The sequence below is a fragment of the Citrobacter sp. U14242 genome, assembly GCF_046555775.1.
Classification (GTDB): domain Bacteria; phylum Pseudomonadota; class Gammaproteobacteria; order Enterobacterales; family Enterobacteriaceae; genus Citrobacter.
Window position 1 is genome coordinate 17,623 of the sequence record NZ_JBKGLW010000002.1, and the last position, 17,305, is coordinate 34,927.

Sequence of the window (17,305 nt, forward strand, 5' to 3'; positions counted from 1 at the left end):
TCAATTGGTAATTACCAGCTAGCCTTTTTCAAGCCTGGTACTTCACCGCGCATGGCGGCTTCACGCAGTTTGATACGGCTCAACCCGAACTTGCCCACATAGCCATGCGGACGACCTGTTTGACGGCAGCGGTTACGCTGACGGGACGGGCTGGAATCACGCGGCAGAGACTGCAGCTTGAGAACTGCGTTCCAACGATCTTCGTCGGTCGCGTTCACATCAGAGATAATAGCTTTCAGTTCAGCGCGTTTTGCGAAGTACTTATCAGCTAAAGCTACGCGCTTTACTTCGCGTGCTTTCATTGATTGCTTAGCCATTCAGTAACCCTACCTTACTTGCGGAACGGGAAGTCAAAGGCAGCCAGCAGAGCACGGCCTTCTTCGTCAGATTTCGCAGTAGTGGTAATGGTAATATCCAAACCACGCACGCGGTCGACTTTATCGTAGTCGATTTCTGGGAAGATGATCTGCTCACGGACACCCATGCTGTAGTTACCACGACCGTCGAAAGACTTAGCGGACAAGCCACGGAAGTCACGGATACGTGGAACAGCAATAGTGATCAGGCGCTCAAAGAACTCCCACATGCGTTCGCCACGCAGAGTTACTTTACAGCCGATCGGATAGCCCTGACGGATTTTGAAGCCTGCAACTGATTTGCGTGCTTTGGTGATCAGCGGTTTTTGACCGGAGATTGCTGTCAGGTCAGCTGCTGCGTTATCCAGCAGTTTCTTGTCAGCGATCGCTTCACCAACACCCATGTTCAGGGTGATCTTCTCGACCCGAGGGACTTGCATGACAGAATTGTAGTTAAACTCAGACATGAGTTTAGCGACTACTTCGTCTTTGTAGTAATCATGCAGTTTCGCCATCGTACTACTCCAAATTACTTGATAGTTTCGCTATTAGATTTAAAGAAACGGACTTTTTTGCCGTCTTCGAATCTAAAGCCTACACGGTCAGCCTTGCCGGTTGCCGCGTTGAAGATAGCAAGGTTAGAGATCTGAATAGCTGCTTCTTTCTCTACAATGCCGCCTGGTTGGTTCAGGGCCGGAACCGGCTTCTGATGTTTCTTAACCAGGTTGATACCTTCAACAATGACCTTGCCGGAAGACAGGACATTTTTTACTTTACCGCGTTTACCTTTATCTTTACCGGTTAACACGATAACTTCGTCATCACGACGGATCTTCGCTGCCATGATTCGCTCCTTAGAGTACTTCTGGTGCCAGAGAGATAATTTTCATGAACTTCTCGTTACGAAGTTCACGAGTTACCGGCCCAAAAATACGCGTACCGATAGGTTGCTCGCTGTTATTGTTTAAAATAACGCATGCATTACCATCGAAGCGAATGACAGAACCGTCCGGGCGACGAACACCCTTCTTGGTGCGCACCACTACCGCCTTCAGCACATCACCTTTTTTGACCTTACCACGCGGAATTGCTTCTTTGATGGTGATCTTGATGATGTCGCCGACGCCTGCGTAGCGACGGTGCGAGCCACCCAGAACCTTGATACACATTACGCGACGTGCACCGGAGTTGTCGGCGACGTTCAGCATAGTCTGTTCTTGGATCATTTTAGTGCTCCGCTAATGTCAACTACTACTGAGACCCGAAAATCAGGTCGTTAAAAAAGCCCCATATCGGGGGCGCGGCATTATAACACCGCTTAAACGATATGGGTAGAAAAAATAAACGGCTCATCGCTGAGCCGTTTATTCGTTGAGAATGCCTACTGTATTACAGAACAGCTTTCTCTACAACGCGAACCAGCGTCCAGGACTTAGTCTTGGACAGCGGACGGCATTCGCGGATTTCAACCACGTCACCAGTACCGCATTCGTTGTTCTCGTCATGTACGTGCAGTTTGGTCGTACGCTTAATGAATTTACCGTAGATCGGGTGTTTCACAAAACGTTCGATAGCAACAACAATGGATTTCTCCATTTTATCGCTAACAACGCGACCTTGCAGAGTACGGATTTTATCGGTCATTACGCACCCGCCTTCTCAGTCAGTAAAGTCTTAACGCGTGCGACATCACGACGCACTTGCTTCAACAGGTGAGACTGTTGCAGCTGGCCACTTGCAGCCTGCATACGCAGGTTGAACTGCTCACGCAGCAGATTCAGCAGCTCGGTGTTCAGCTCTTCAACACTCTTCTCACGCAGCTCTTTTGCTTTCATTACATCACCGTCTTAGTTACAAAGGTGGTTTTAATCGGCAGTTTCGCTGCTGCCAGCTTGAATGCTTCACGGGCCAGCTCTTCCGGTACGCCGTCCATTTCATACAGGACTTTACCCGGCTGAATCAAGGCAACCCAATACTCCACGTTACCTTTACCTTTACCCATACGCACTGCCAGCGGCTTTTCAGTGATCGGTTTGTCCGGGAATACACGGATCCAGATCTTACCTTGACGCTTAACTGCACGGGTCATAGCACGACGTGCTGCTTCGATCTGACGGGCAGTCAGACGACCACGGCCAACAGCTTTCAGACCGAAGCTGCCGAAGCTAACATCCGTACCCTGCGCCAGACCGCGGTTACGGCCTTTGTGCATTTTACGGAATTTTGTACGCTTTGGTTGTAACATCAGCGACGCTCCTTATTTACGGCCTTTACGCTGCTGCTTTTTAGGTTGCGCAGCCGGTTTTTCCGGTTGTTCAACAGCAGCCATACCACCCAGGATCTCGCCTTTGAAGATCCACACTTTAACGCCGATTACACCGTAAGTGGTGTGCGCTTCAGAGGTGTTGTAGTCGATGTCAGCACGCAGAGTGTGCAGCGGAACGCGACCTTCACGGTACCATTCGGTACGAGCGATTTCCGCGCCGCCCAGACGGCCGCTAACTTCAACTTTAATACCTTTAGCGCCCAGACGCATTGCGTTCTGTACAGCACGCTTCATAGCACGACGGAACATAACGCGACGTTCCAGCTGAGAAGTGATGCTGTCAGCAACCAATTTTGCGTCCAGTTCAGGCTTACGCACTTCGGCGATATTGATCTGAGCAGGAACGCCAGCAATATCCGCTACGACTTTGCGCAGTTTTTCTACGTCTTCGCCTTTCTTACCGATAACGATACCCGGGCGAGCAGTGTGAATGGTCACACGGATGCTCTTAGCCGGACGCTCGATAACGATACGAGATACAGACGCTTTCGCCAGTTCCTTAGTCAGGTACTGACGTACTTTAAAATCGCTGTCCAGGTTGTCAGCGAATTCTTTGGTGTTCGCAAACCAGGTTGAGTTCCATGGTTTTACAATACCCAGGCGAATACCATTAGGATGTACTTTCTGACCCATTGCTAGTCTCCAGAGTCTCAGCGATCGGACACAACCACAGTAATGTGGCTGGTGCGCTTCAGGATGCGATCTGCACGACCTTTTGCACGCGGCATAATGCGCTTCATGCTCGGGCCTTCGTCTACGAAAATTTTCGTAACTTTCAGATCGTCAATGTCAGCGCCATCGTTGTGTTCAGCGTTAGCAATGGCAGATTCCAGGACTTTCTTAACCAGTACAGCCGCTTTCTTATTGGTGTAGGTCAGAATATCAAGGGCCTGCGACACTTTCTTACCGCGAATCAGGTCTGCAACAAGGCGAACCTTCTGAGCAGAAGAACGAGCATGGCGATGTTGAGCTAAAGTTTCCATCTCTTCCTCCTACCTTATTTCTTCTTCGCTTTTTTATCAGCAGCGTGGCCGCGATAAGTACGAGTCGGTGCGAATTCACCCAGTTTGTGACCGACCATTTCGTCGGAAACAAATACCGGAACGTGCTGACGACCATTATGGACAGCGATGGTCAAACCGATCATGTTAGGAAAGATCGTTGAACGACGGGACCAAGTGCGCAGGGGCTTCTTGTCTCCGCTTTCCACCGCTTTCTCTACCTTCTTCAGCAAGTGCAGGTCAATAAAAGGACCTTTCTTGAGAGAACGTGGCATGGCTTATCCTCTAAAATTATTTGCTACGGCGACGTACGATGAATTTATCAGTACGCTTGTTGCTGCGGGTCTTCTTACCTTTGGTCTGAACGCCCCACGGAGTTACCGGGTGCTTACCAAAGTTACGACCTTCACCACCACCATGTGGGTGGTCGACTGGGTTCATCGCAGTACCGCGAACGGTAGGACGAACACCACGCCAGCGTGCAGCACCTGCTTTACCCAGAACGCGCAGCATATGCTCAGCATTGCCAACTTCGCCCAGAGTTGCACGGCAGTCTGCTTCGACTTTACGCATTTCACCAGAACGCAGACGCAGGGTGACATAAGCACCATCACGAGCAACGATCTGAACGTAAGTACCAGCGGAACGTGCCAGCTGACCGCCTTTACCTGGTTTCATTTCTACGTTATGAACGGTAGAACCAACCGGGATATTGCGCATCGGCAGGGTGTTACCTGCTTTGATTGCAGCATCAACGCCAGATTGAACCTGGTCGCCAGCTTTCAGGCCTTTAGGGGCCAGGATGTAACGGCGTTCACCGTCTTTGTACAGAACCAGCGCGATGTTCGCGGAACGGTTCGGATCGTACTCAAGACGTTCAACAACTGCCGGGATACCGTCTTTGTTGCGTTTGAAGTCAACAATACGATAAGCCTGCTTGTGACCACCACCGATATGACGAGTGGTGATACGGCCATTGTTGTTACGACCACCGGATTTGCTGTTTTTTTCAACCAGCGGAGCAAAAGGTTTGCCCTTGTGCAGCTCTGGGTTGACCACTTTAACGACGTGGCGACGACCCGGAGATGTCGGTTTACATTTAACAACTGCCATTGTATTACTCCTCCGACTTACTCAGCGCCGCCGACGAAGTCCAGATTCTGGCCTTCCTTCAGGGTGACGTAAGCTTTTTTCCAGTCGCTACGACGACCGATACGCTGTCCGTGACGTTTAACTTTCCCTTTAACTACCAGGGTGTTAACGACTTCGACTTCGACTTCAAACAGTTTCTGCACAGCAGCTTTGATTTCTGCTTTGGTCGCGTCTTTAGCAACTTTGAGAACGATGGTGTTAGTTTTTTCCATCGCAGTAGACGCTTTTTCAGAAACGTGCGGTGCACGCAGCACCTTCAGCAGACGTTCTTCACGAATCATGCCAGCATCTCCTCAACTTGCTTAACAGCATCAGCAGTCATTACGACTTTGTCGAAGGCGATCAGGCTAACCGGGTCGATACCAGTTGCATCGCGTACGTCAACCTTGTGCAGGTTGCGCGCAGCCAGGAACAGGTTCTCGTCCAGCTCACCGGTGATGATCAGCACATCTTCCAGAGCCATGTCTTTCAGTTTCTGTGCCAGCAGCTTAGTTTTAGGCGCTTCTACAGAGAATGATTCGACAACGATCAGACGATCCTGACGTACCAGTTCGGACAGAATGCTTTTCAGCGCGCCGCGGTACATCTTTTTGTTAACTTTTTGACTGTGGTCCTGCGGGCGAGCAGCGAAGGTCACGCCACCTGAACGCCAGATCGGGCTCTTGATAGAACCTGAACGCGCACGGCCGGTACCTTTCTGGCGCCACGGCTTTTTGCCTGAACCAGTTACTTCAGCACGAGTCTTCTGAGCACGAGTACCCTGACGAGCACCAGCTGCATAAGCAACAACAACCTGGTGAACCAGCGCTTCGTTGAAATCACGACCGAAGGTAGTTTCGGAAACAGTCAGCGCGCTCTGCGCGTCTTTCAATACTAATTCCATTGCTATCCCCTTACGCCTTCACAGCTGGTTTAACGATCAGGTCGCAACCGGTCGCACCCGGAACACCACCTTTAACCAGCAGCAGGTTGCGCTCAGCGTCAACACGTACTACGTCCAGGCTCTGAACGGTGACACGTTCGTTACCCAGCTGACCTGCCATTTTCTTGCCTTTGAACACTTTGCCCGGAGTCTGGTTCTGACCGATAGAACCCGGAACGCGGTGAGACAAGGAGTTACCGTGAGTAGCGTCCTGGGTACGGAAGTTCCAGCGCTTAACGGTACCAGCGAAACCTTTACCTTTAGAGGTACCGGTTACGTCAACTTTTTTAACGTCAGCAAACAGTTCAACGCTAATGCTCTGACCTACGGTGAATTCTTCACCATCCGCCAGACGGAACTCCCACAGGCCGCGGCCAGCTTCTACGCCAGCTTTAGCAAAGTGACCAGCTTCCGGCTTGGTTACACGGTTAGCTTTTTTAGCACCAGTGGTAACCTGAATAGCGCGGTAGCCATCGTTAGCCAGGTCTTTAACCTGAGTAACGCGGTTTGCTTCAACTTCGATTACGGTTACTGGGATAGATACGCCATCTTCAGTGAAGATGCGGGTCATACCCACTTTTTTACCGACTAAACCAATCATTGTATCAACCTCTCAATCGCTCGATGACCTGATTAACCCAGGCTGATCTGCACGTCTACACCGGCAGCCAGATCCAGACGCATCAGAGCATCAACGGTTTTCTCAGTTGGCTCAACGATGTCAACCAGACGCTTGTGAGTGCGAATTTCGTACTGATCACGCGCATCTTTGTTAACGTGCGGAGAGATCAGAACGGTAAAGCGCTCTTTGCGGGTCGGCAGCGGGATCGGACCACGGACTTGCGCACCAGTGCGCTTAGCAGTCTCGACGATTTCCGCGGTTGATTGATCGATCAGACGATGATCAAACGCTTTCAGGCGGATACGGATTCTTTGGTTCTGCATGAGACCAGAGCTCCAATTATTTTATAGACGAAATAGTTACTCCTCAAACCCATTACGATTGATGGGAGAGTGTAACCGTTCTTACAGAGTTCCCCAATTGGGAACATTGTCAGATAGTCAAATCGACTATCAGTGGTCCTGATTGAACCAGCCGTCAATTAAGACAAGCCAGCGCATTATACGTAAATATCAGCCTGACGCAAGTGCCGTGTAGAAATTAATCACTCTTACGCAGATGCGAGTGCTGTTCCACTCTGATTGTATGCACTTTCACGCGGCGTAAATTCCCTGGAAAGACGTCAGCAAAATGGATATCCGGGCATTGTACAGTTAGCGCTACTTACCTGAGAGTTACATCTTTATCGCACCGGATTAAGACATGAATACTGAACTTCCCTTTTTGCTGATTTATCTTTCTCTATCCGGGCTGCTTGGGGTTCAGGATTTGCGTACTGGCCTATTGCCCGACAAATTCACCTGCCCGCTTCTCTGGAGTGGTCTTCTTTTTCATCAATGTTGCAACCCCACACAGTTGTCCGATGCGCTTTGGGGTGCAATTGCAGGGTATGGTGTATTTTCTCTATTCTATTGGGGATACCGCGTGGCATGGCACCAGGAAGGATTAGGTTATGGGGACGTTAAATTTCTCGCCGCACTTGGCGCGTGGCATCGATGGGACTCATTACCCCTGTTGGTCTTACTTGCCGCCGGGCTGGCTTGCTGCATGACAGGCGTAGCATTTATAACGCACGGAAAAAAGAAACTAAAAAACCCGCTGCCTTTTGGGCCATATCTGGCGGCTGCGGGTTTTATTGTTGGCTGGCTAAATCTTATACAGGACGGTTAGTCGCTGACCTTAATTTGCGACTGCAGATAGTTTTGCAATCCAAGTTTTCCAATCAGATCCAACTCCGTTTCGAGCCAATCGATATGCCCTTCTTCTTCGGTCAGGATCTCAATCATCATGTCCCGGCTAACATAGTCATGAACGCTATCGGCATAGGCAATGGCTTCGCGTAAATCTTTCGCGCCATCAAGTTCGAGTCGAAGATCTGATTGCAGCATCTCTTCAACATCTTCACCAATCCCCAACTTGCCTAGATCTTGTAAGTTTGGGAGACCTTCTAAAAATAAAATACGCTCAATATATTTATCAGCGTGTTTCATCTCATCGATTGATTCATGGTACTCAACATCATTGAGGCGAGTCAGTCCCCAGTTTTTAAACATACGGGCATGAAGAAAATACTGGTTGATTGCGACAAGCTCATTTCCCAATAGTTTATTGAGATAATTTATGATTTTAACATCACCTTTCATTTTATAGTCCCTCCGCTTCCACTCTTAGAGCGTAGATGGGGCTACAGGGATGTCAAAAAAAAGAGTGTGACTTAGGCGATCTCTTTAAATTCTGGCATTTGAGTTAACTCATCCTGCATGACTTCACGCGCAGCCCGAATGCACTTACCGCATTGATTTCCCACAGGAATGAATTTGCGTAATTGCTGAAAGGACTGAGGATGAAACTGGCGAACAGCCTGACGAATTTTTTTATCACTTATTGCATTGCACAAACAAACGTACATGATCGCTCCCGTTCAATTTCTGCGCAAAGTGTAAATGAGAATAGTTATGATTACAATAGCACAATACTATTTACGCGATGGAAGAATGAACAAAAAATGCGAACAAATATGACAACGGTTAAATCACAGGTAGCAAAAAGGGCGCCTAAGCGCCCTTTTTAAGCTCAAAGCTAATTAATAAATAATTAGCTCATTACTTTAGCAACAACGCCCGCGCCAACGGTACGGCCGCCTTCACGGATTGCGAAACGCAGACCGTCGTCCATCGCGATCGGGTGGATCAGGGTAACAACCATTTTGATGTTGTCGCCCGGCATTACCATCTCTACGCCTTCCGGCAGTTCGATGGTACCCGTCACGTCAGTAGTACGGAAGTAGAACTGCGGACGGTAGCCTTTGAAGAACGGAGTATGACGGCCGCCTTCGTCTTTGGACAGAATGTACACTTCAGATTCGAACTTGGTGTGCGGCTTGATAGAGCCCGGCTTAGCCAGTACCTGACCACGTTCGATTTCTTCACGTTTGATACCACGCAGCAGAACACCAACGTTCTCACCAGCACGGCCTTCGTCCAGCAGTTTGCGGAACATTTCAACGCCGGTACAGGTAGACTTAGCAGTCTCTTTGATACCAACGATTTCAACTTCTTCACCAACTTTGATGATACCGCGTTCTACACGACCGGTAACAACGGTACCACGACCGGAGATGGAGAATACGTCTTCGATAGGCAGCAGGAACGGCTTGTCAATCGCACGCTCTGGTTCCGGGATGTAAGAATCCAGGAAGCCAGCCAGTTCGATGATTTTCGCTTCCCACTCAGCTTCGCCTTCCAGCGCTTTCAGAGCAGAACCACGAACGATCGGCGTGTCGTCGCCCGGGAAATCGTACTGAGACAGAAGTTCACGAACTTCCATTTCTACCAGTTCCAGCAGCTCTTCGTCATCAACCATGTCGCATTTGTTCAGGAACACGATGATGTACGGAACGCCTACCTGACGACCCAGCAGGATGTGCTCACGGGTCTGCGGCATCGGGCCGTCAGTCGCAGCAACAACCAGGATCGCGCCGTCCATCTGCGCAGCACCGGTGATCATGTTTTTAACATAGTCGGCGTGGCCCGGGCAGTCTACGTGCGCGTAGTGGCGAGTCGGGGTGTCATATTCAACGTGAGAGGTGTTGATGGTGATACCACGAGCTTTTTCTTCCGGAGCGTTATCGATCTGGTCGAAAGCACGAGCAGCACCGCCGTAGGTTTTAGCCAATACGGTGGTGATTGCAGCGGTCAGGGTAGTTTTACCGTGGTCAACGTGGCCGATGGTGCCGACGTTAACGTGCGGTTTTGTACGTTCAAATTTTTCTTTAGACACGGCTATATTCCTTACTATAGTGCTCTCCCCTTTGGAGAGAGCACGGGACTTAGGTTTTAATCCTGTGGCTTATTTACCACGGGCTTCAATAACGGCCTGAGCAACGTTGTTCGGCGCATCGTCGTACTTCAGGAACTCCATGGAGTAAGAAGCACGGCCTTTGGTCAGAGAACGCAGTTGGGTTGCATATCCGAACATTTCAGACAGCGGAACTTCAGCGTGGATAACAACGCCAGTGACGTTGGATTCCTGACCACGAAGCATACCACGACGGCGGCTCAAGTCACCGATAACGTCACCGGTATTCTCTTCCGGAGTCTCTACTTCAACCTTCATGATAGGCTCAAGCAGAACTGGTTTCGCTTTCTTAAAGCCATCTTTGAAGGCGATAGAAGCGGCCAGTTTAAACGCCAGCTCAGAGGAGTCAACGTCATGGTAAGAACCGAAGTGCAGACGCACGCCCAGATCAACAACCGGGTAACCAGCCAGCGGGCCGGATTTCAGCTGTTCCTGGATGCCTTTATCAACGGCCGGGATGTATTCGCCAGGAATTACACCACCTTTAATGTCGTTGATGAACTCGTAGCCTTTCGGGTTTGAACCCGGCTCCAGCGGGTACATGTCGATAACAACATGACCGTACTGACCGCGACCACCAGACTGCTTAGCGTGTTTACCTTCGATATCGGTAACTTTCGCACGAATCGCTTCGCGGTAAGCAACCTGAGGTTTACCGACGTTCGCTTCAACGTTGAATTCACGTTTCATACGGTCAACGATGATGTCGAGGTGCAGCTCACCCATACCAGCGATAATGGTCTGGTTAGATTCTTCGTCAGTCCATACACGGAAAGACGGGTCTTCTTTAGCCAGACGGCCCAGAGCCAGACCCATTTTTTCCTGGTCAGCTTTGGTTTTCGGTTCAACTGCGATGGAGATTACCGGCTCAGGGAATTCCATACGTTCCAGAATGATCGGGTGATCCGGGTCACACAGAGTGTCACCAGTGGTCACGTCTTTCAGACCGATTGCAGCCGCGATATCGCCCGCGCGAACTTCTTTGATCTCTTCACGTTTGTTGGCGTGCATCTGAACGATACGACCAAAACGCTCACGTGCAGTTTTCACGGAGTTCAGGATGGTGTCACCGGAGTTAACCACACCTGAGTACACACGGAAGAAGGTCAGGTTACCCACGAACGGGTCGGTAGCGATTTTGAATGCCAGAGCAGCAAACGGCTCGTCATCGCTAGCATGACGCTCAGCAGGAGTATCTTTACCGTCGTCCAGAATACCGTTGATCGCAGGTACGTCGACTGGGGATGGCAGGTAATCAATTACCGCATCCAGCATCGCCTGAACACCTTTGTTCTTGAACGCAGAACCACAGGTTACCAGGATGATTTCGTTGTTCAGAACACGCTGACGCAGAGCTTTTTTGATCTCTTCTTCAGTCAGTTCTTCACCACCCAGGTATTTCTCCATCAGCTCTTCTGAAGCTTCCGCAGCGGACTCGATCAGGTTCTGGTGCCATTCTTCAGCCAGTTCCTGCATGTCAGCCGGGATATCTTCATAAGTGAAGGTTACGCCTGCATCTTCTTCGTTCCAGTTGATGGCTTTCATTTTCACCAGGTCAACAACACCGGTGAACGCTTCTTCAGCGCCAATTGCCAGCTGCAGCGGAACAGGGTTCGCGCCCAGACGGGTTTTGATCTGACCAACAACTTTCAGGAAGTTCGCACCCATACGGTCCATTTTGTTAACGAACGCAATGCGCGGAACTTTATATTTGTTTGCCTGACGCCATACGGTTTCAGACTGAGGCTGAACACCACCAACTGCGCAGTAAACCATTACTGCACCATCAAGCACACGCATGGAACGTTCTACTTCGATAGTGAAGTCAACGTGCCCCGGGGTGTCGATGATGTTTACGCGATGCGGTTCGTACTGCTTAGCCATACCAGACCAGAATGCAGTAGTCGCTGCGGAGGTGATAGTAATACCACGTTCCTGCTCCTGCTCCATCCAGTCCATGGTGGCTGCGCCGTCATGAACTTCACCGATTTTATGGTTTACACCGGTGTAGAACAGAATACGTTCGGTAGTAGTGGTTTTACCGGCGTCGATGTGCGCACTGATACCGATGTTACGGTAGCGCGCGATGGGTGTTGTACGAGCCATTTGATTCCTCGTTTATCTTTTAGGCGTTCAATTTAAGTAGCCCAAAGCGGGCTGCTTACTAGAAGCGCCCGCCTGGTGACTAAAACTCCGAAGGGATTACCAACGGTAGTGTGCGAACGCCTTGTTGGCTTCTGCCATACGGTGAACGTCTTCACGTTTCTTAACTGCAGTACCTTTGTTTTCTGCAGCATCAGAAAGTTCGTTCGCCAGGCGCAGAGCCATGGATTTATCACCGCGTTTACGAGCAGCTTCAACGATCCAACGCATTGCCAGAGCATTACGACGGACCGGACGGACTTCAACTGGTACCTGATAAGTAGAACCACCAACGCGGCGAGACTTAACTTCGACAGTCGGGCGCACGTTTTCGAGAGCTACTTCGAAAGCTTCCAGTTCGTTTTTACCAGAACGCTGAGCCAGGGTCTCCAGCGCGCTGTATACGATAGTTTCGGCAGTAGATTTTTTACCATCTACCATCAGGATATTTACAAATTTAGCCAGCAGTTCTGATCCGAACTTCGGATCCGGCAGAATTTTACGCTGACCAATGACGCGACGACGTGGCATGGAAATACTCCGTTGTTAATTCAGGATTGTCCAAAACTCTAAGAGTTTAGTTTGACATTAATATAAAACGTTTGGCCTTACTTAACGGAGAACCATTAAGCCTTAGGACGTTTCACGCCATACTTGGAGCGTGATTGCTTACGGTCTTTAACGCCGGAGCAGTCAAGCGCACCACGAACGGTGTGGTAACGAACACCCGGGAGGTCTTTTACACGACCGCCACGGATCAGGATCACGGAGTGCTCCTGCAGGTTGTGACCTTCACCACCGATGTAGGAAGTCACTTCAAAACCGTTAGTCAGACGAACACGGCAAACTTTACGCAGTGCGGAGTTCGGTTTTTTAGGAGTGGTAGTATATACACGAGTACATACGCCACGTTTCTGCGGGCATGCTTCCAGCGCAGGCACGTTGCTTTTTGCAACTTTGCGTGCACGTGGTTTGCGTACCAGCTGGTTAACTGTTGCCATTAAATAGCTCCTGGTTTTAGCTTTTGCTTCGTAAACACGTAATAAAACGACCTCATACAATATGAGGACGCAGAATTTTAGGTCGGTGTCGAAAAGGTGTCAAGAAATATACAACGATCCCACAATTACCAGGTCATCTGGCTGAGATGCTTCACCGTAAGTCTGACGAAGTCAGTATAGCTAACCCTGACGACACTGTCTGAAATTTGACCACCCAACCCGCGAGCTTTAATGTCTTCTTCCAGTACATAGACCTTAATGGAGGCATTTTGCAGACTTTCAAGGAAACGACTGCCTTCTATTGCTGCAGTGACGCCATCCTGAAGCAGTAAAAGCTCGTCATCTTCAGCAATCAGACGCAGGAGGGAGGAGAAGTCGGTTAGCCACGCAGAGCGATGTAAAATGTGCAGCATGAGAGCCTTAAAACCTCAAAATGACGTCATAGTTGCCCAGCTCACGACGCAAATCTTCCGGTTCAAGCGCCGTCGCATCAACCACAAAATTAGTCCCTTCTGCAAGGCCCCGCTCACGCAATGAGGCCGCACAAAGCCAGCATTGTTCGATATCGTACAATCCTAACAGTTTGAAAGTAGCAACATAGTCTCGCGCCAGAATGACATCCGGTTGTTGCCCCTGAAGGATCTGGAAGACACCATCACCGATAAAGAACACGCCGAGATCTTCCGTTAACGCAGATGTCGCCAGTAAAGCATCCAGCCCTTCGCGGCCGGATGCGCTGCCGTGCGGCACAGTAGAAAAAACAAAGGCAACACGTTTCATTAAAACTGTACCACGCGATCGCACGTCAGGGATGCTTCAGCCAGCGATCCAAGACCACTGAGAGTAAATCCTGACTGTAAATTAGCACCAGACAACCCTAGCCGTGTTGCCTCAGTCTCATCAACGACGCCACGCCGCAAGGCTGCCGCAACACAGATATTCAGCGCCACGCCATGCTGTTGGTTAAGCTTTTGCCAGGCTCGTACTAAATCAAATTCATCGCTGGCGGGCGATGTCAGAACATTCGCGTTATACACGCCCTCACGATAGAAGAAGACGCTGCACAATTCGTGTCCTTCTTTGAGTAACGCGTGCGCAAATTGCAATGCGCTACTCGCTTGCTGTGTGCCGTAAGCGGGCCCGGTTACCATGATGGCAAAACGCATTACTTATCTTGCCCCTGGAAATCACCGCTTTTGAACTGGCGAATATAGAGGTAGACCGTGTGCTTGGAGATGTTCAGGCGATCGGCGACCTGATTGATCGCATCTTTAATATCGAAGATCCCTTTCTCATACAGGTTCAGGACAATCTGACGATTCTTGGCATTGTTAGAGACGTTACGATCGGCGTTCACTTCTTCAATGGTGAACTCCAGCGTCTGCGTCACCAGATCTTCGACTGAGGACGCGAAGTTTACGGCTGACCCCACTTCCGGGGTCTCCGGTGGGATAAAGGTATTCATTATCTGCGAGAAAGGGACATCAAGGTTCATGTTGATGCACAGCAGACCAATCACGCGATGCTCACGGTTGCGAATGGCAATCGTCACCGACTTCATCAAGACACCGCTTTTCGCGCGTGTGAAATAACACTTCGACACGCTGCTATCCGCACCCGTCATATCATGCAGCATACGCAACGCAAGGTCGGTAATCGGCGAGCCAATTTTACGACCCGTGTGTTCACCGTTAGCGATGCGAATGGCCGAGCATTTCAAATCCTGCAAAGAGTGCAATACGATTTCACAATGGGAACCAATGAGCATCGCCAACCCGTCCACTACCGCTTCATAGGATTTAAGGATATCGAAGTCGGTTTGATCGAAAGGACGTTGATCCAGCAAATCTAATTCACTGGTTTCGTTGGTTAAAAGCGACCTGGACATGAAAAAAAGCACTCCTTTTCAGGAGCCTGTCGTTATGTTGTCAGGGCAGGCTCATCACTATTATAGGGGCATCTAAAGTAATACAGCGCACAAGGCGCTTTCCAGTATTAATTATATCCTGCCGATAATAAAAAACCGCCGCCCTATGGGCGGCGGTTTCTAATCATTTACTTTTTGCTGCTGTCTGCAGCTTTATCAGCCGGCGCAGCATCTGGCTTCGCATCTGCTTTCGGTGCCGGTTTGATATCTAACAGCTCAACATCAAAAACCAGCGTGGAGTTAGCAGGGATGCCCGGAACGCCCGTTTTGCCGTAAGCCAGATCCGGTGGGATAACTAACTGGATTTTACCGCCTTTCTTGATATTTTTCAGGCCTTCAGTCCAGCCAGGGATCACACCATCCAGACGGAAAGAGAGCGGCTCGCCACGGGTATAAGAGTTATCAAACTCTTTACCATCGATCAGCGTACCTTTGTAGTTCACAACCACAGTATCGCTGTCTTTCGGTGCTTCACCGGTACCTTCTTTCTCTACTTTGTAGACCAGGCCAGTGGAAGAGGTTTTAACCCCTTTCTCTTTAGCAAACTTCTCGCGGTACACTTTACCTTTGGCTTCGTTGTCAGCCGCATCTTTTTCCATTTTCGCCTGAGCGGAAGTCTTCACGCGCGCTTCAAAGGCCTGCAGAGTTTGTTCGATTTCCTGGTCAGACAGTTTACTCTTATCTGCAAACGCATCCTGAACACCCGCGATCAACTGATCTTTATCCAGTTTGATGCCCAGTTTTTCCTGTTCTTTCAGGGAGTTTTCCATGTAACGACCCAGGGACGCGCCCAACGCATAAGCGGCTTTTTGGTCGTCATTTTTGAATGCTGCTTTGCTGTCAGCGGTAGCGGCTGGTTTCGCAGCATCAGCAGCGAAGGTGATCGGGGCATGCAGTGCAACGGCCATTGTGGTCGCCAGCAGCGTTACTTTAAACAGTGATTTCATCCATCTCTCCAGGGCCGGGGCATCTCACCCCAGGGTTAGCTAACATAAAAACGTACTATAAAGCGTTGTAGAACAAATCAACATACAGGCACGCCCTATTATCACCACTTTTCAGACACTTTTTGTTTAAATTAGTTTCGTTGCAGAGGAATGAGTGCTGTGCAAACAGGCAAAGTTAAGTAGAATTCGCCGCAGTCCGCGATCTGCCGGAAAAAAACAAAAGAGGTGAATCATGCAGGATACAACGATGGAAACTCGCCTGGCTGAGCTGGAGAGTCGCCTGGCGTTTCAGGAAATAACCATTGAAGAGCTGAACGTAACCGTAACCGCACATGAACTTGAAATGGCCAAACTGCGCGACCATCTGCGTCTGCTGACAGAAAAGCTCAAAGCCACTCAGCCGTCTCATATCGCGTCGCAGTCTGAAGAGACACCACCACCACATTATTGAGACGTAAAAAAAGCGGGGTTTCCCCGCTTTTTTGTGTCCGAAGGCGCTAACGCTTATCGGATCTACTCACATATACCCAAAGGATTTCAAATCACAGCAAGGCGGCAAGCTTGAGGAAGTCCTGGGAGCATAGATAACTATGTGACCGGGATTCGAAAGCGCAGCCAACACCGCTGTGGGTTGAAAGACGAAGGGTATTAGTGGCAACCGCAACCGCCGCCGTTACCTTTACCGCCACCGCCGCAGCAGCCTTCGCCGCCGTGCTCGTGACCGTGGTCGTGACCGTGACCACCGCAGCAACCATCGTGACCGTGGTCATGATCGTGGTCGTGGCCATGTGCGCCATGAACGTGGCCGTGGGCCAGCTCTTCTTCGGTCGCTTCACGGATAGCAACAACTTCTACGTTGAATTTCAGATTCTGGCCAGCCAGCATGTGGTTACCGTCAACCACAACGTGGTCGTCTTCCACTTCGGTAATTTCTACCGGTACCGGCCCCTGGTCAGTTTCAGCCAGGAAACGCATGCCAACCTGCAGTTCGTCAACGCCCATAAAGACGTCTTTCGGCACGCGCTGCACCAGGTTTTCATCATACTGACCGTAAGCGTCGTTTGCGCCTACAGCAACGTCGAATTTATCGCCAACTTCATGACCGTCCAGCGCTGTTTCCAGGCCAGAAATCAGGGAACCGTGACCATGCAGGTAGTCCAGCGGTGCACTCACCGGAGACTCATCAACCAACACACCGTCTTCTGTACGTACCTGATAGGCCAGGCTGACCACCAGGTCCTTTGCTACTTTCATGATATCTCCTGAGCATGGAAAGAATAGTGGCGCAGATTGTAGCGGAATTCTGCACCCGTGTACCCTCTAGCTTAAAAAAAGCTGCGGCATATCGCTAGTCCGGATGAAAAATCCCGATCACTTGCTCTTCTTTGCGAACGTGCTCGCGGGCCTCTTTATCGGCCTCGCGCATCTGATGACCGCACTTAACACACTCAACAATATCGATATTATTTTCACGCCACATCGCCAGCGAATCCTGCGTCTGGCAGGACGGACATTTTGCGCCTGCAATAAAACGTTTACGAATTGCCATGGT

The 17,305-nt window shown here is 50.0% G+C and carries 30 protein-coding genes; 2 read left to right on the forward strand and 28 right to left on the reverse strand.

The genetic code is table 11. The features are described 5' to 3' along the window. Positions 1-11: 11 nt before the first annotated feature. The 15 genes from rpsN to rpsJ form a co-directional block, all read right to left on the reverse strand. On the reverse strand, positions 12-317 hold the full coding sequence (rpsN, locus tag ACLJXE_RS02795) for a 30S ribosomal protein S14 (protein ID WP_003031125.1): 306 nt from the start codon (positions 315-317) through the stop codon (positions 12-14). Positions 318-331: 14 nt separating this feature from the next. Beyond that, entirely contained in the window at positions 332-871 is a 540-nt protein-coding gene (gene rplE / locus ACLJXE_RS02800) for a 50S ribosomal protein L5 (protein WP_064541635.1), read from the reverse strand. A 14-nt stretch (positions 872-885) separates the two neighbouring features. Continuing rightward, positions 886-1,200, reverse strand: coding sequence for a 50S ribosomal protein L24 (gene rplX, locus ACLJXE_RS02805; RefSeq protein WP_003031122.1), 315 nt, complete (start codon positions 1,198-1,200; stop codon positions 886-888). 10 nt (positions 1,201-1,210) lie between these two features. Beyond that, on the reverse strand, positions 1,211-1,582 hold the full coding sequence (gene rplN, locus ACLJXE_RS02810; protein WP_000613954.1) for a 50S ribosomal protein L14: 372 nt from the start codon (positions 1,580-1,582) through the stop codon (positions 1,211-1,213). Positions 1,583-1,745: 163 nt separating this feature from the next. Next, the gene (gene rpsQ / locus ACLJXE_RS02815) at positions 1,746-2,000 is read right to left on the reverse strand and encodes a 30S ribosomal protein S17 (RefSeq protein ID WP_003031120.1); all 255 of its coding nucleotides are present in this window, start codon (positions 1,998-2,000) and stop codon (positions 1,746-1,748) included. Next, positions 2,000-2,191, reverse strand: coding sequence for a 50S ribosomal protein L29 (gene rpmC / locus ACLJXE_RS02820; RefSeq protein ID WP_000644742.1), 192 nt, complete (start codon positions 2,189-2,191; stop codon positions 2,000-2,002). Before rpmC ends, rpsQ begins: the two co-directional genes overlap by 1 nt. After that, positions 2,191-2,601, reverse strand: coding sequence for a 50S ribosomal protein L16 (rplP, locus tag ACLJXE_RS02825; protein WP_000941212.1), 411 nt, complete (start codon positions 2,599-2,601; stop codon positions 2,191-2,193). The genes rpmC and rplP overlap by 1 nt, the downstream gene beginning before the upstream one ends. A 12-nt stretch (positions 2,602-2,613) precedes the next feature. Beyond that, positions 2,614-3,315, reverse strand: coding sequence for a 30S ribosomal protein S3 (gene rpsC / locus ACLJXE_RS02830; RefSeq protein ID WP_000529945.1), 702 nt, complete (start codon positions 3,313-3,315; stop codon positions 2,614-2,616). A gap of 17 nt (positions 3,316-3,332) precedes the next feature. Further along, positions 3,333-3,665 (reverse strand): 50S ribosomal protein L22, encoded by a 333-nt coding sequence (rplV, locus tag ACLJXE_RS02835; RefSeq protein WP_000448832.1) that lies wholly within the window; start codon positions 3,663-3,665, stop codon positions 3,333-3,335. A 14-nt stretch (positions 3,666-3,679) separates the two neighbouring features. After that, positions 3,680-3,958 (reverse strand): 30S ribosomal protein S19, encoded by a 279-nt coding sequence (rpsS, locus tag ACLJXE_RS02840; RefSeq protein WP_001138115.1) that lies wholly within the window; start codon positions 3,956-3,958, stop codon positions 3,680-3,682. A gap of 16 nt (positions 3,959-3,974) precedes the next feature. Beyond that, entirely contained in the window at positions 3,975-4,796 is an 822-nt protein-coding gene (rplB, locus tag ACLJXE_RS02845; RefSeq protein WP_016154746.1) for a 50S ribosomal protein L2, read from the reverse strand. 17 nt (positions 4,797-4,813) lie between these two features. Next, a complete protein-coding gene (gene rplW / locus ACLJXE_RS02850; protein WP_000617546.1) occupies positions 4,814-5,116 on the reverse strand; it encodes a 50S ribosomal protein L23 in 303 nt (100 codons plus the stop codon). Then, complete coding sequence (gene rplD / locus ACLJXE_RS02855) at positions 5,113-5,718, reverse strand: 50S ribosomal protein L4 (protein ID WP_003031119.1); 606 nt, start codon at positions 5,716-5,718, stop codon at positions 5,113-5,115. The genes rplW and rplD overlap by 4 nt, the downstream gene beginning before the upstream one ends. A 10-nt stretch (positions 5,719-5,728) precedes the next feature. Next, the gene (gene rplC, locus ACLJXE_RS02860; protein WP_045448329.1) at positions 5,729-6,358 is read right to left on the reverse strand and encodes a 50S ribosomal protein L3; all 630 of its coding nucleotides are present in this window, start codon (positions 6,356-6,358) and stop codon (positions 5,729-5,731) included. A 32-nt stretch (positions 6,359-6,390) separates the two neighbouring features. Further along, on the reverse strand, positions 6,391-6,702 hold the full coding sequence (rpsJ, locus tag ACLJXE_RS02865; protein WP_001181005.1) for a 30S ribosomal protein S10: 312 nt from the start codon (positions 6,700-6,702) through the stop codon (positions 6,391-6,393). A gap of 379 nt (positions 6,703-7,081) precedes the next feature. Here rpsJ and ACLJXE_RS02870 point away from each other — a divergent pair, with 379 nt between their 5' ends. Further along, a complete protein-coding gene (locus ACLJXE_RS02870; protein WP_410750034.1) occupies positions 7,082-7,549 on the forward strand; it encodes a prepilin peptidase in 468 nt (155 codons plus the stop codon). On the opposite strand, the gene bfr is transcribed toward ACLJXE_RS02870, so the two are convergent. From bfr to fkpA, 11 genes are all read right to left on the reverse strand, one after another. Beyond that, positions 7,546-8,022, reverse strand: coding sequence for a bacterioferritin (bfr, locus tag ACLJXE_RS02875; protein WP_040232010.1), 477 nt, complete (start codon positions 8,020-8,022; stop codon positions 7,546-7,548). The genes ACLJXE_RS02870 and bfr overlap by 4 nt on opposite strands. A gap of 71 nt (positions 8,023-8,093) precedes the next feature. After that, complete coding sequence (gene bfd, locus ACLJXE_RS02880; RefSeq protein WP_003031111.1) at positions 8,094-8,288, reverse strand: bacterioferritin-associated ferredoxin; 195 nt, start codon at positions 8,286-8,288, stop codon at positions 8,094-8,096. Between the two features lie 185 nt (positions 8,289-8,473). Continuing rightward, on the reverse strand, positions 8,474-9,658 hold the full coding sequence (gene tuf / locus ACLJXE_RS02885; RefSeq protein WP_003031109.1) for an elongation factor Tu: 1,185 nt from the start codon (positions 9,656-9,658) through the stop codon (positions 8,474-8,476). A gap of 69 nt (positions 9,659-9,727) precedes the next feature. Then, positions 9,728-11,842, reverse strand: coding sequence for an elongation factor G (gene fusA / locus ACLJXE_RS02890; RefSeq protein WP_003023659.1), 2,115 nt, complete (start codon positions 11,840-11,842; stop codon positions 9,728-9,730). A 96-nt stretch (positions 11,843-11,938) separates the two neighbouring features. Next, complete coding sequence (rpsG, locus tag ACLJXE_RS02895; protein ID WP_003023657.1) at positions 11,939-12,409, reverse strand: 30S ribosomal protein S7; 471 nt, start codon at positions 12,407-12,409, stop codon at positions 11,939-11,941. A 95-nt stretch (positions 12,410-12,504) separates the two neighbouring features. Beyond that, positions 12,505-12,879 carry a 30S ribosomal protein S12 gene (gene rpsL / locus ACLJXE_RS02900; protein WP_003023654.1) on the reverse strand — a complete coding sequence of 125 codons (375 nt, stop codon included), beginning with the start codon at positions 12,877-12,879 and terminating at the stop codon, positions 12,505-12,507. A gap of 125 nt (positions 12,880-13,004) precedes the next feature. Then, the gene (gene tusB / locus ACLJXE_RS02905; RefSeq protein ID WP_137381129.1) at positions 13,005-13,292 is read right to left on the reverse strand and encodes a sulfurtransferase complex subunit TusB; all 288 of its coding nucleotides are present in this window, start codon (positions 13,290-13,292) and stop codon (positions 13,005-13,007) included. 7 nt (positions 13,293-13,299) lie between these two features. Continuing rightward, positions 13,300-13,659, reverse strand: coding sequence for a sulfurtransferase complex subunit TusC (tusC, locus tag ACLJXE_RS02910; protein ID WP_410750035.1), 360 nt, complete (start codon positions 13,657-13,659; stop codon positions 13,300-13,302). Continuing rightward, positions 13,659-14,045, reverse strand: a complete 387-nt coding sequence (gene tusD, locus ACLJXE_RS02915; protein WP_410750036.1) for a sulfurtransferase complex subunit TusD — start codon at positions 14,043-14,045, stop codon at positions 13,659-13,661. Before tusD ends, tusC begins: the two co-directional genes overlap by 1 nt. Beyond that, positions 14,045-14,767, reverse strand: a complete 723-nt coding sequence (locus tag ACLJXE_RS02920; RefSeq protein ID WP_003023643.1) for a transcriptional regulator — start codon at positions 14,765-14,767, stop codon at positions 14,045-14,047. Before ACLJXE_RS02920 ends, tusD begins: the two co-directional genes overlap by 1 nt. A 167-nt stretch (positions 14,768-14,934) precedes the next feature. Continuing rightward, complete coding sequence (fkpA, locus tag ACLJXE_RS02925) at positions 14,935-15,753, reverse strand: FKBP-type peptidyl-prolyl cis-trans isomerase (RefSeq protein WP_286629795.1); 819 nt, start codon at positions 15,751-15,753, stop codon at positions 14,935-14,937. Positions 15,754-15,985: 232 nt separating this feature from the next. Here fkpA and ACLJXE_RS02930 point away from each other — a divergent pair, with 232 nt between their 5' ends. Next, entirely contained in the window at positions 15,986-16,204 is a 219-nt protein-coding gene (locus ACLJXE_RS02930; protein WP_003023639.1) for a protein SlyX, read from the forward strand. Between the two features lie 197 nt (positions 16,205-16,401). Here the strand turns inward: ACLJXE_RS02930 and slyD are convergent, their stop codons facing one another. Continuing rightward, positions 16,402-17,007, reverse strand: a complete 606-nt coding sequence (gene slyD, locus ACLJXE_RS02935) for a peptidylprolyl isomerase (RefSeq protein WP_003023634.1) — start codon at positions 17,005-17,007, stop codon at positions 16,402-16,404. 94 nt (positions 17,008-17,101) lie between these two features. Next, positions 17,102-17,302, reverse strand: a complete 201-nt coding sequence (locus ACLJXE_RS02940; protein WP_286629796.1) for a YheV family putative zinc ribbon protein — start codon at positions 17,300-17,302, stop codon at positions 17,102-17,104. Positions 17,303-17,305: the final 3 nt, after the last annotated feature.

Excerpts from the sequence above, each read along its gene's own strand:
- slyD (WP_003023634.1), bottom strand. The coding sequence starts at position 17,007 with ATGAAAGTAGCAAAGGACCTGGTGGTCAGCCTGGCCTATCAGGTACGT.
- tusC (WP_410750035.1), bottom strand. The coding sequence starts at position 13,659 with ATGAAACGTGTTGCCTTTGTTTTTTCTACTGTGCCGCACGGCAGCGCA.
- ACLJXE_RS02870 (WP_410750034.1), top strand. The coding sequence starts at position 7,082 with ATGAATACTGAACTTCCCTTTTTGCTGATTTATCTTTCTCTATCCGGG.
- rplW (WP_000617546.1), bottom strand. The coding sequence starts at position 5,116 with ATGATTCGTGAAGAACGTCTGCTGAAGGTGCTGCGTGCACCGCACGTT.
- rpsS (WP_001138115.1), bottom strand. The coding sequence starts at position 3,958 with ATGCCACGTTCTCTCAAGAAAGGTCCTTTTATTGACCTGCACTTGCTG.
- ACLJXE_RS02930 (WP_003023639.1), top strand. The coding sequence starts at position 15,986 with ATGCAGGATACAACGATGGAAACTCGCCTGGCTGAGCTGGAGAGTCGC.
- fusA (WP_003023659.1), bottom strand. The coding sequence starts at position 11,842 with ATGGCTCGTACAACACCCATCGCGCGCTACCGTAACATCGGTATCAGT.
- rplB (WP_016154746.1), bottom strand. The coding sequence starts at position 4,796 with ATGGCAGTTGTTAAATGTAAACCGACATCTCCGGGTCGTCGCCACGTC.
- rpsJ (WP_001181005.1), bottom strand. The coding sequence starts at position 6,702 with ATGCAGAACCAAAGAATCCGTATCCGCCTGAAAGCGTTTGATCATCGT.
- rplN (WP_000613954.1), bottom strand. The coding sequence starts at position 1,582 with ATGATCCAAGAACAGACTATGCTGAACGTCGCCGACAACTCCGGTGCA.
- rpsN (WP_003031125.1), bottom strand. The coding sequence starts at position 317 with ATGGCTAAGCAATCAATGAAAGCACGCGAAGTAAAGCGCGTAGCTTTA.
- ACLJXE_RS02920 (WP_003023643.1), bottom strand. The coding sequence starts at position 14,767 with ATGTCCAGGTCGCTTTTAACCAACGAAACCAGTGAATTAGATTTGCTG.
- bfr (WP_040232010.1), bottom strand. The coding sequence starts at position 8,022 with ATGAAAGGTGATGTTAAAATCATAAATTATCTCAATAAACTATTGGGA.
- rpsC (WP_000529945.1), bottom strand. The coding sequence starts at position 3,315 with ATGGGTCAGAAAGTACATCCTAATGGTATTCGCCTGGGTATTGTAAAA.
- tusD (WP_410750036.1), bottom strand. The coding sequence starts at position 14,045 with ATGCGTTTTGCCATCATGGTAACCGGGCCCGCTTACGGCACACAGCAA.
- ACLJXE_RS02940 (WP_286629796.1), bottom strand. The coding sequence starts at position 17,302 with ATGGCAATTCGTAAACGTTTTATTGCAGGCGCAAAATGTCCGTCCTGC.
- rpsL (WP_003023654.1), bottom strand. The coding sequence starts at position 12,879 with ATGGCAACAGTTAACCAGCTGGTACGCAAACCACGTGCACGCAAAGTT.
- rpmC (WP_000644742.1), bottom strand. The coding sequence starts at position 2,191 with ATGAAAGCAAAAGAGCTGCGTGAGAAGAGTGTTGAAGAGCTGAACACC.
- rplD (WP_003031119.1), bottom strand. The coding sequence starts at position 5,718 with ATGGAATTAGTATTGAAAGACGCGCAGAGCGCGCTGACTGTTTCCGAA.
- rplP (WP_000941212.1), bottom strand. The coding sequence starts at position 2,601 with ATGTTACAACCAAAGCGTACAAAATTCCGTAAAATGCACAAAGGCCGT.
- rplV (WP_000448832.1), bottom strand. The coding sequence starts at position 3,665 with ATGGAAACTTTAGCTCAACATCGCCATGCTCGTTCTTCTGCTCAGAAG.
- rplE (WP_064541635.1), bottom strand. The coding sequence starts at position 871 with ATGGCGAAACTGCATGATTACTACAAAGACGAAGTAGTCGCTAAACTC.
- bfd (WP_003031111.1), bottom strand. The coding sequence starts at position 8,288 with ATGTACGTTTGTTTGTGCAATGCAATAAGTGATAAAAAAATTCGTCAG.
- fkpA (WP_286629795.1), bottom strand. The coding sequence starts at position 15,753 with ATGAAATCACTGTTTAAAGTAACGCTGCTGGCGACCACAATGGCCGTT.
- rplX (WP_003031122.1), bottom strand. The coding sequence starts at position 1,200 with ATGGCAGCGAAGATCCGTCGTGATGACGAAGTTATCGTGTTAACCGGT.
- rplC (WP_045448329.1), bottom strand. The coding sequence starts at position 6,358 with ATGATTGGTTTAGTCGGTAAAAAAGTGGGTATGACCCGCATCTTCACT.
- rpsG (WP_003023657.1), bottom strand. The coding sequence starts at position 12,409 with ATGCCACGTCGTCGCGTCATTGGTCAGCGTAAAATTCTGCCGGATCCG.
- tusB (WP_137381129.1), bottom strand. The coding sequence starts at position 13,292 with ATGCTGCACATTTTACATCGCTCTGCGTGGCTAACCGACTTCTCCTCC.
- rpsQ (WP_003031120.1), bottom strand. The coding sequence starts at position 2,000 with ATGACCGATAAAATCCGTACTCTGCAAGGTCGCGTTGTTAGCGATAAA.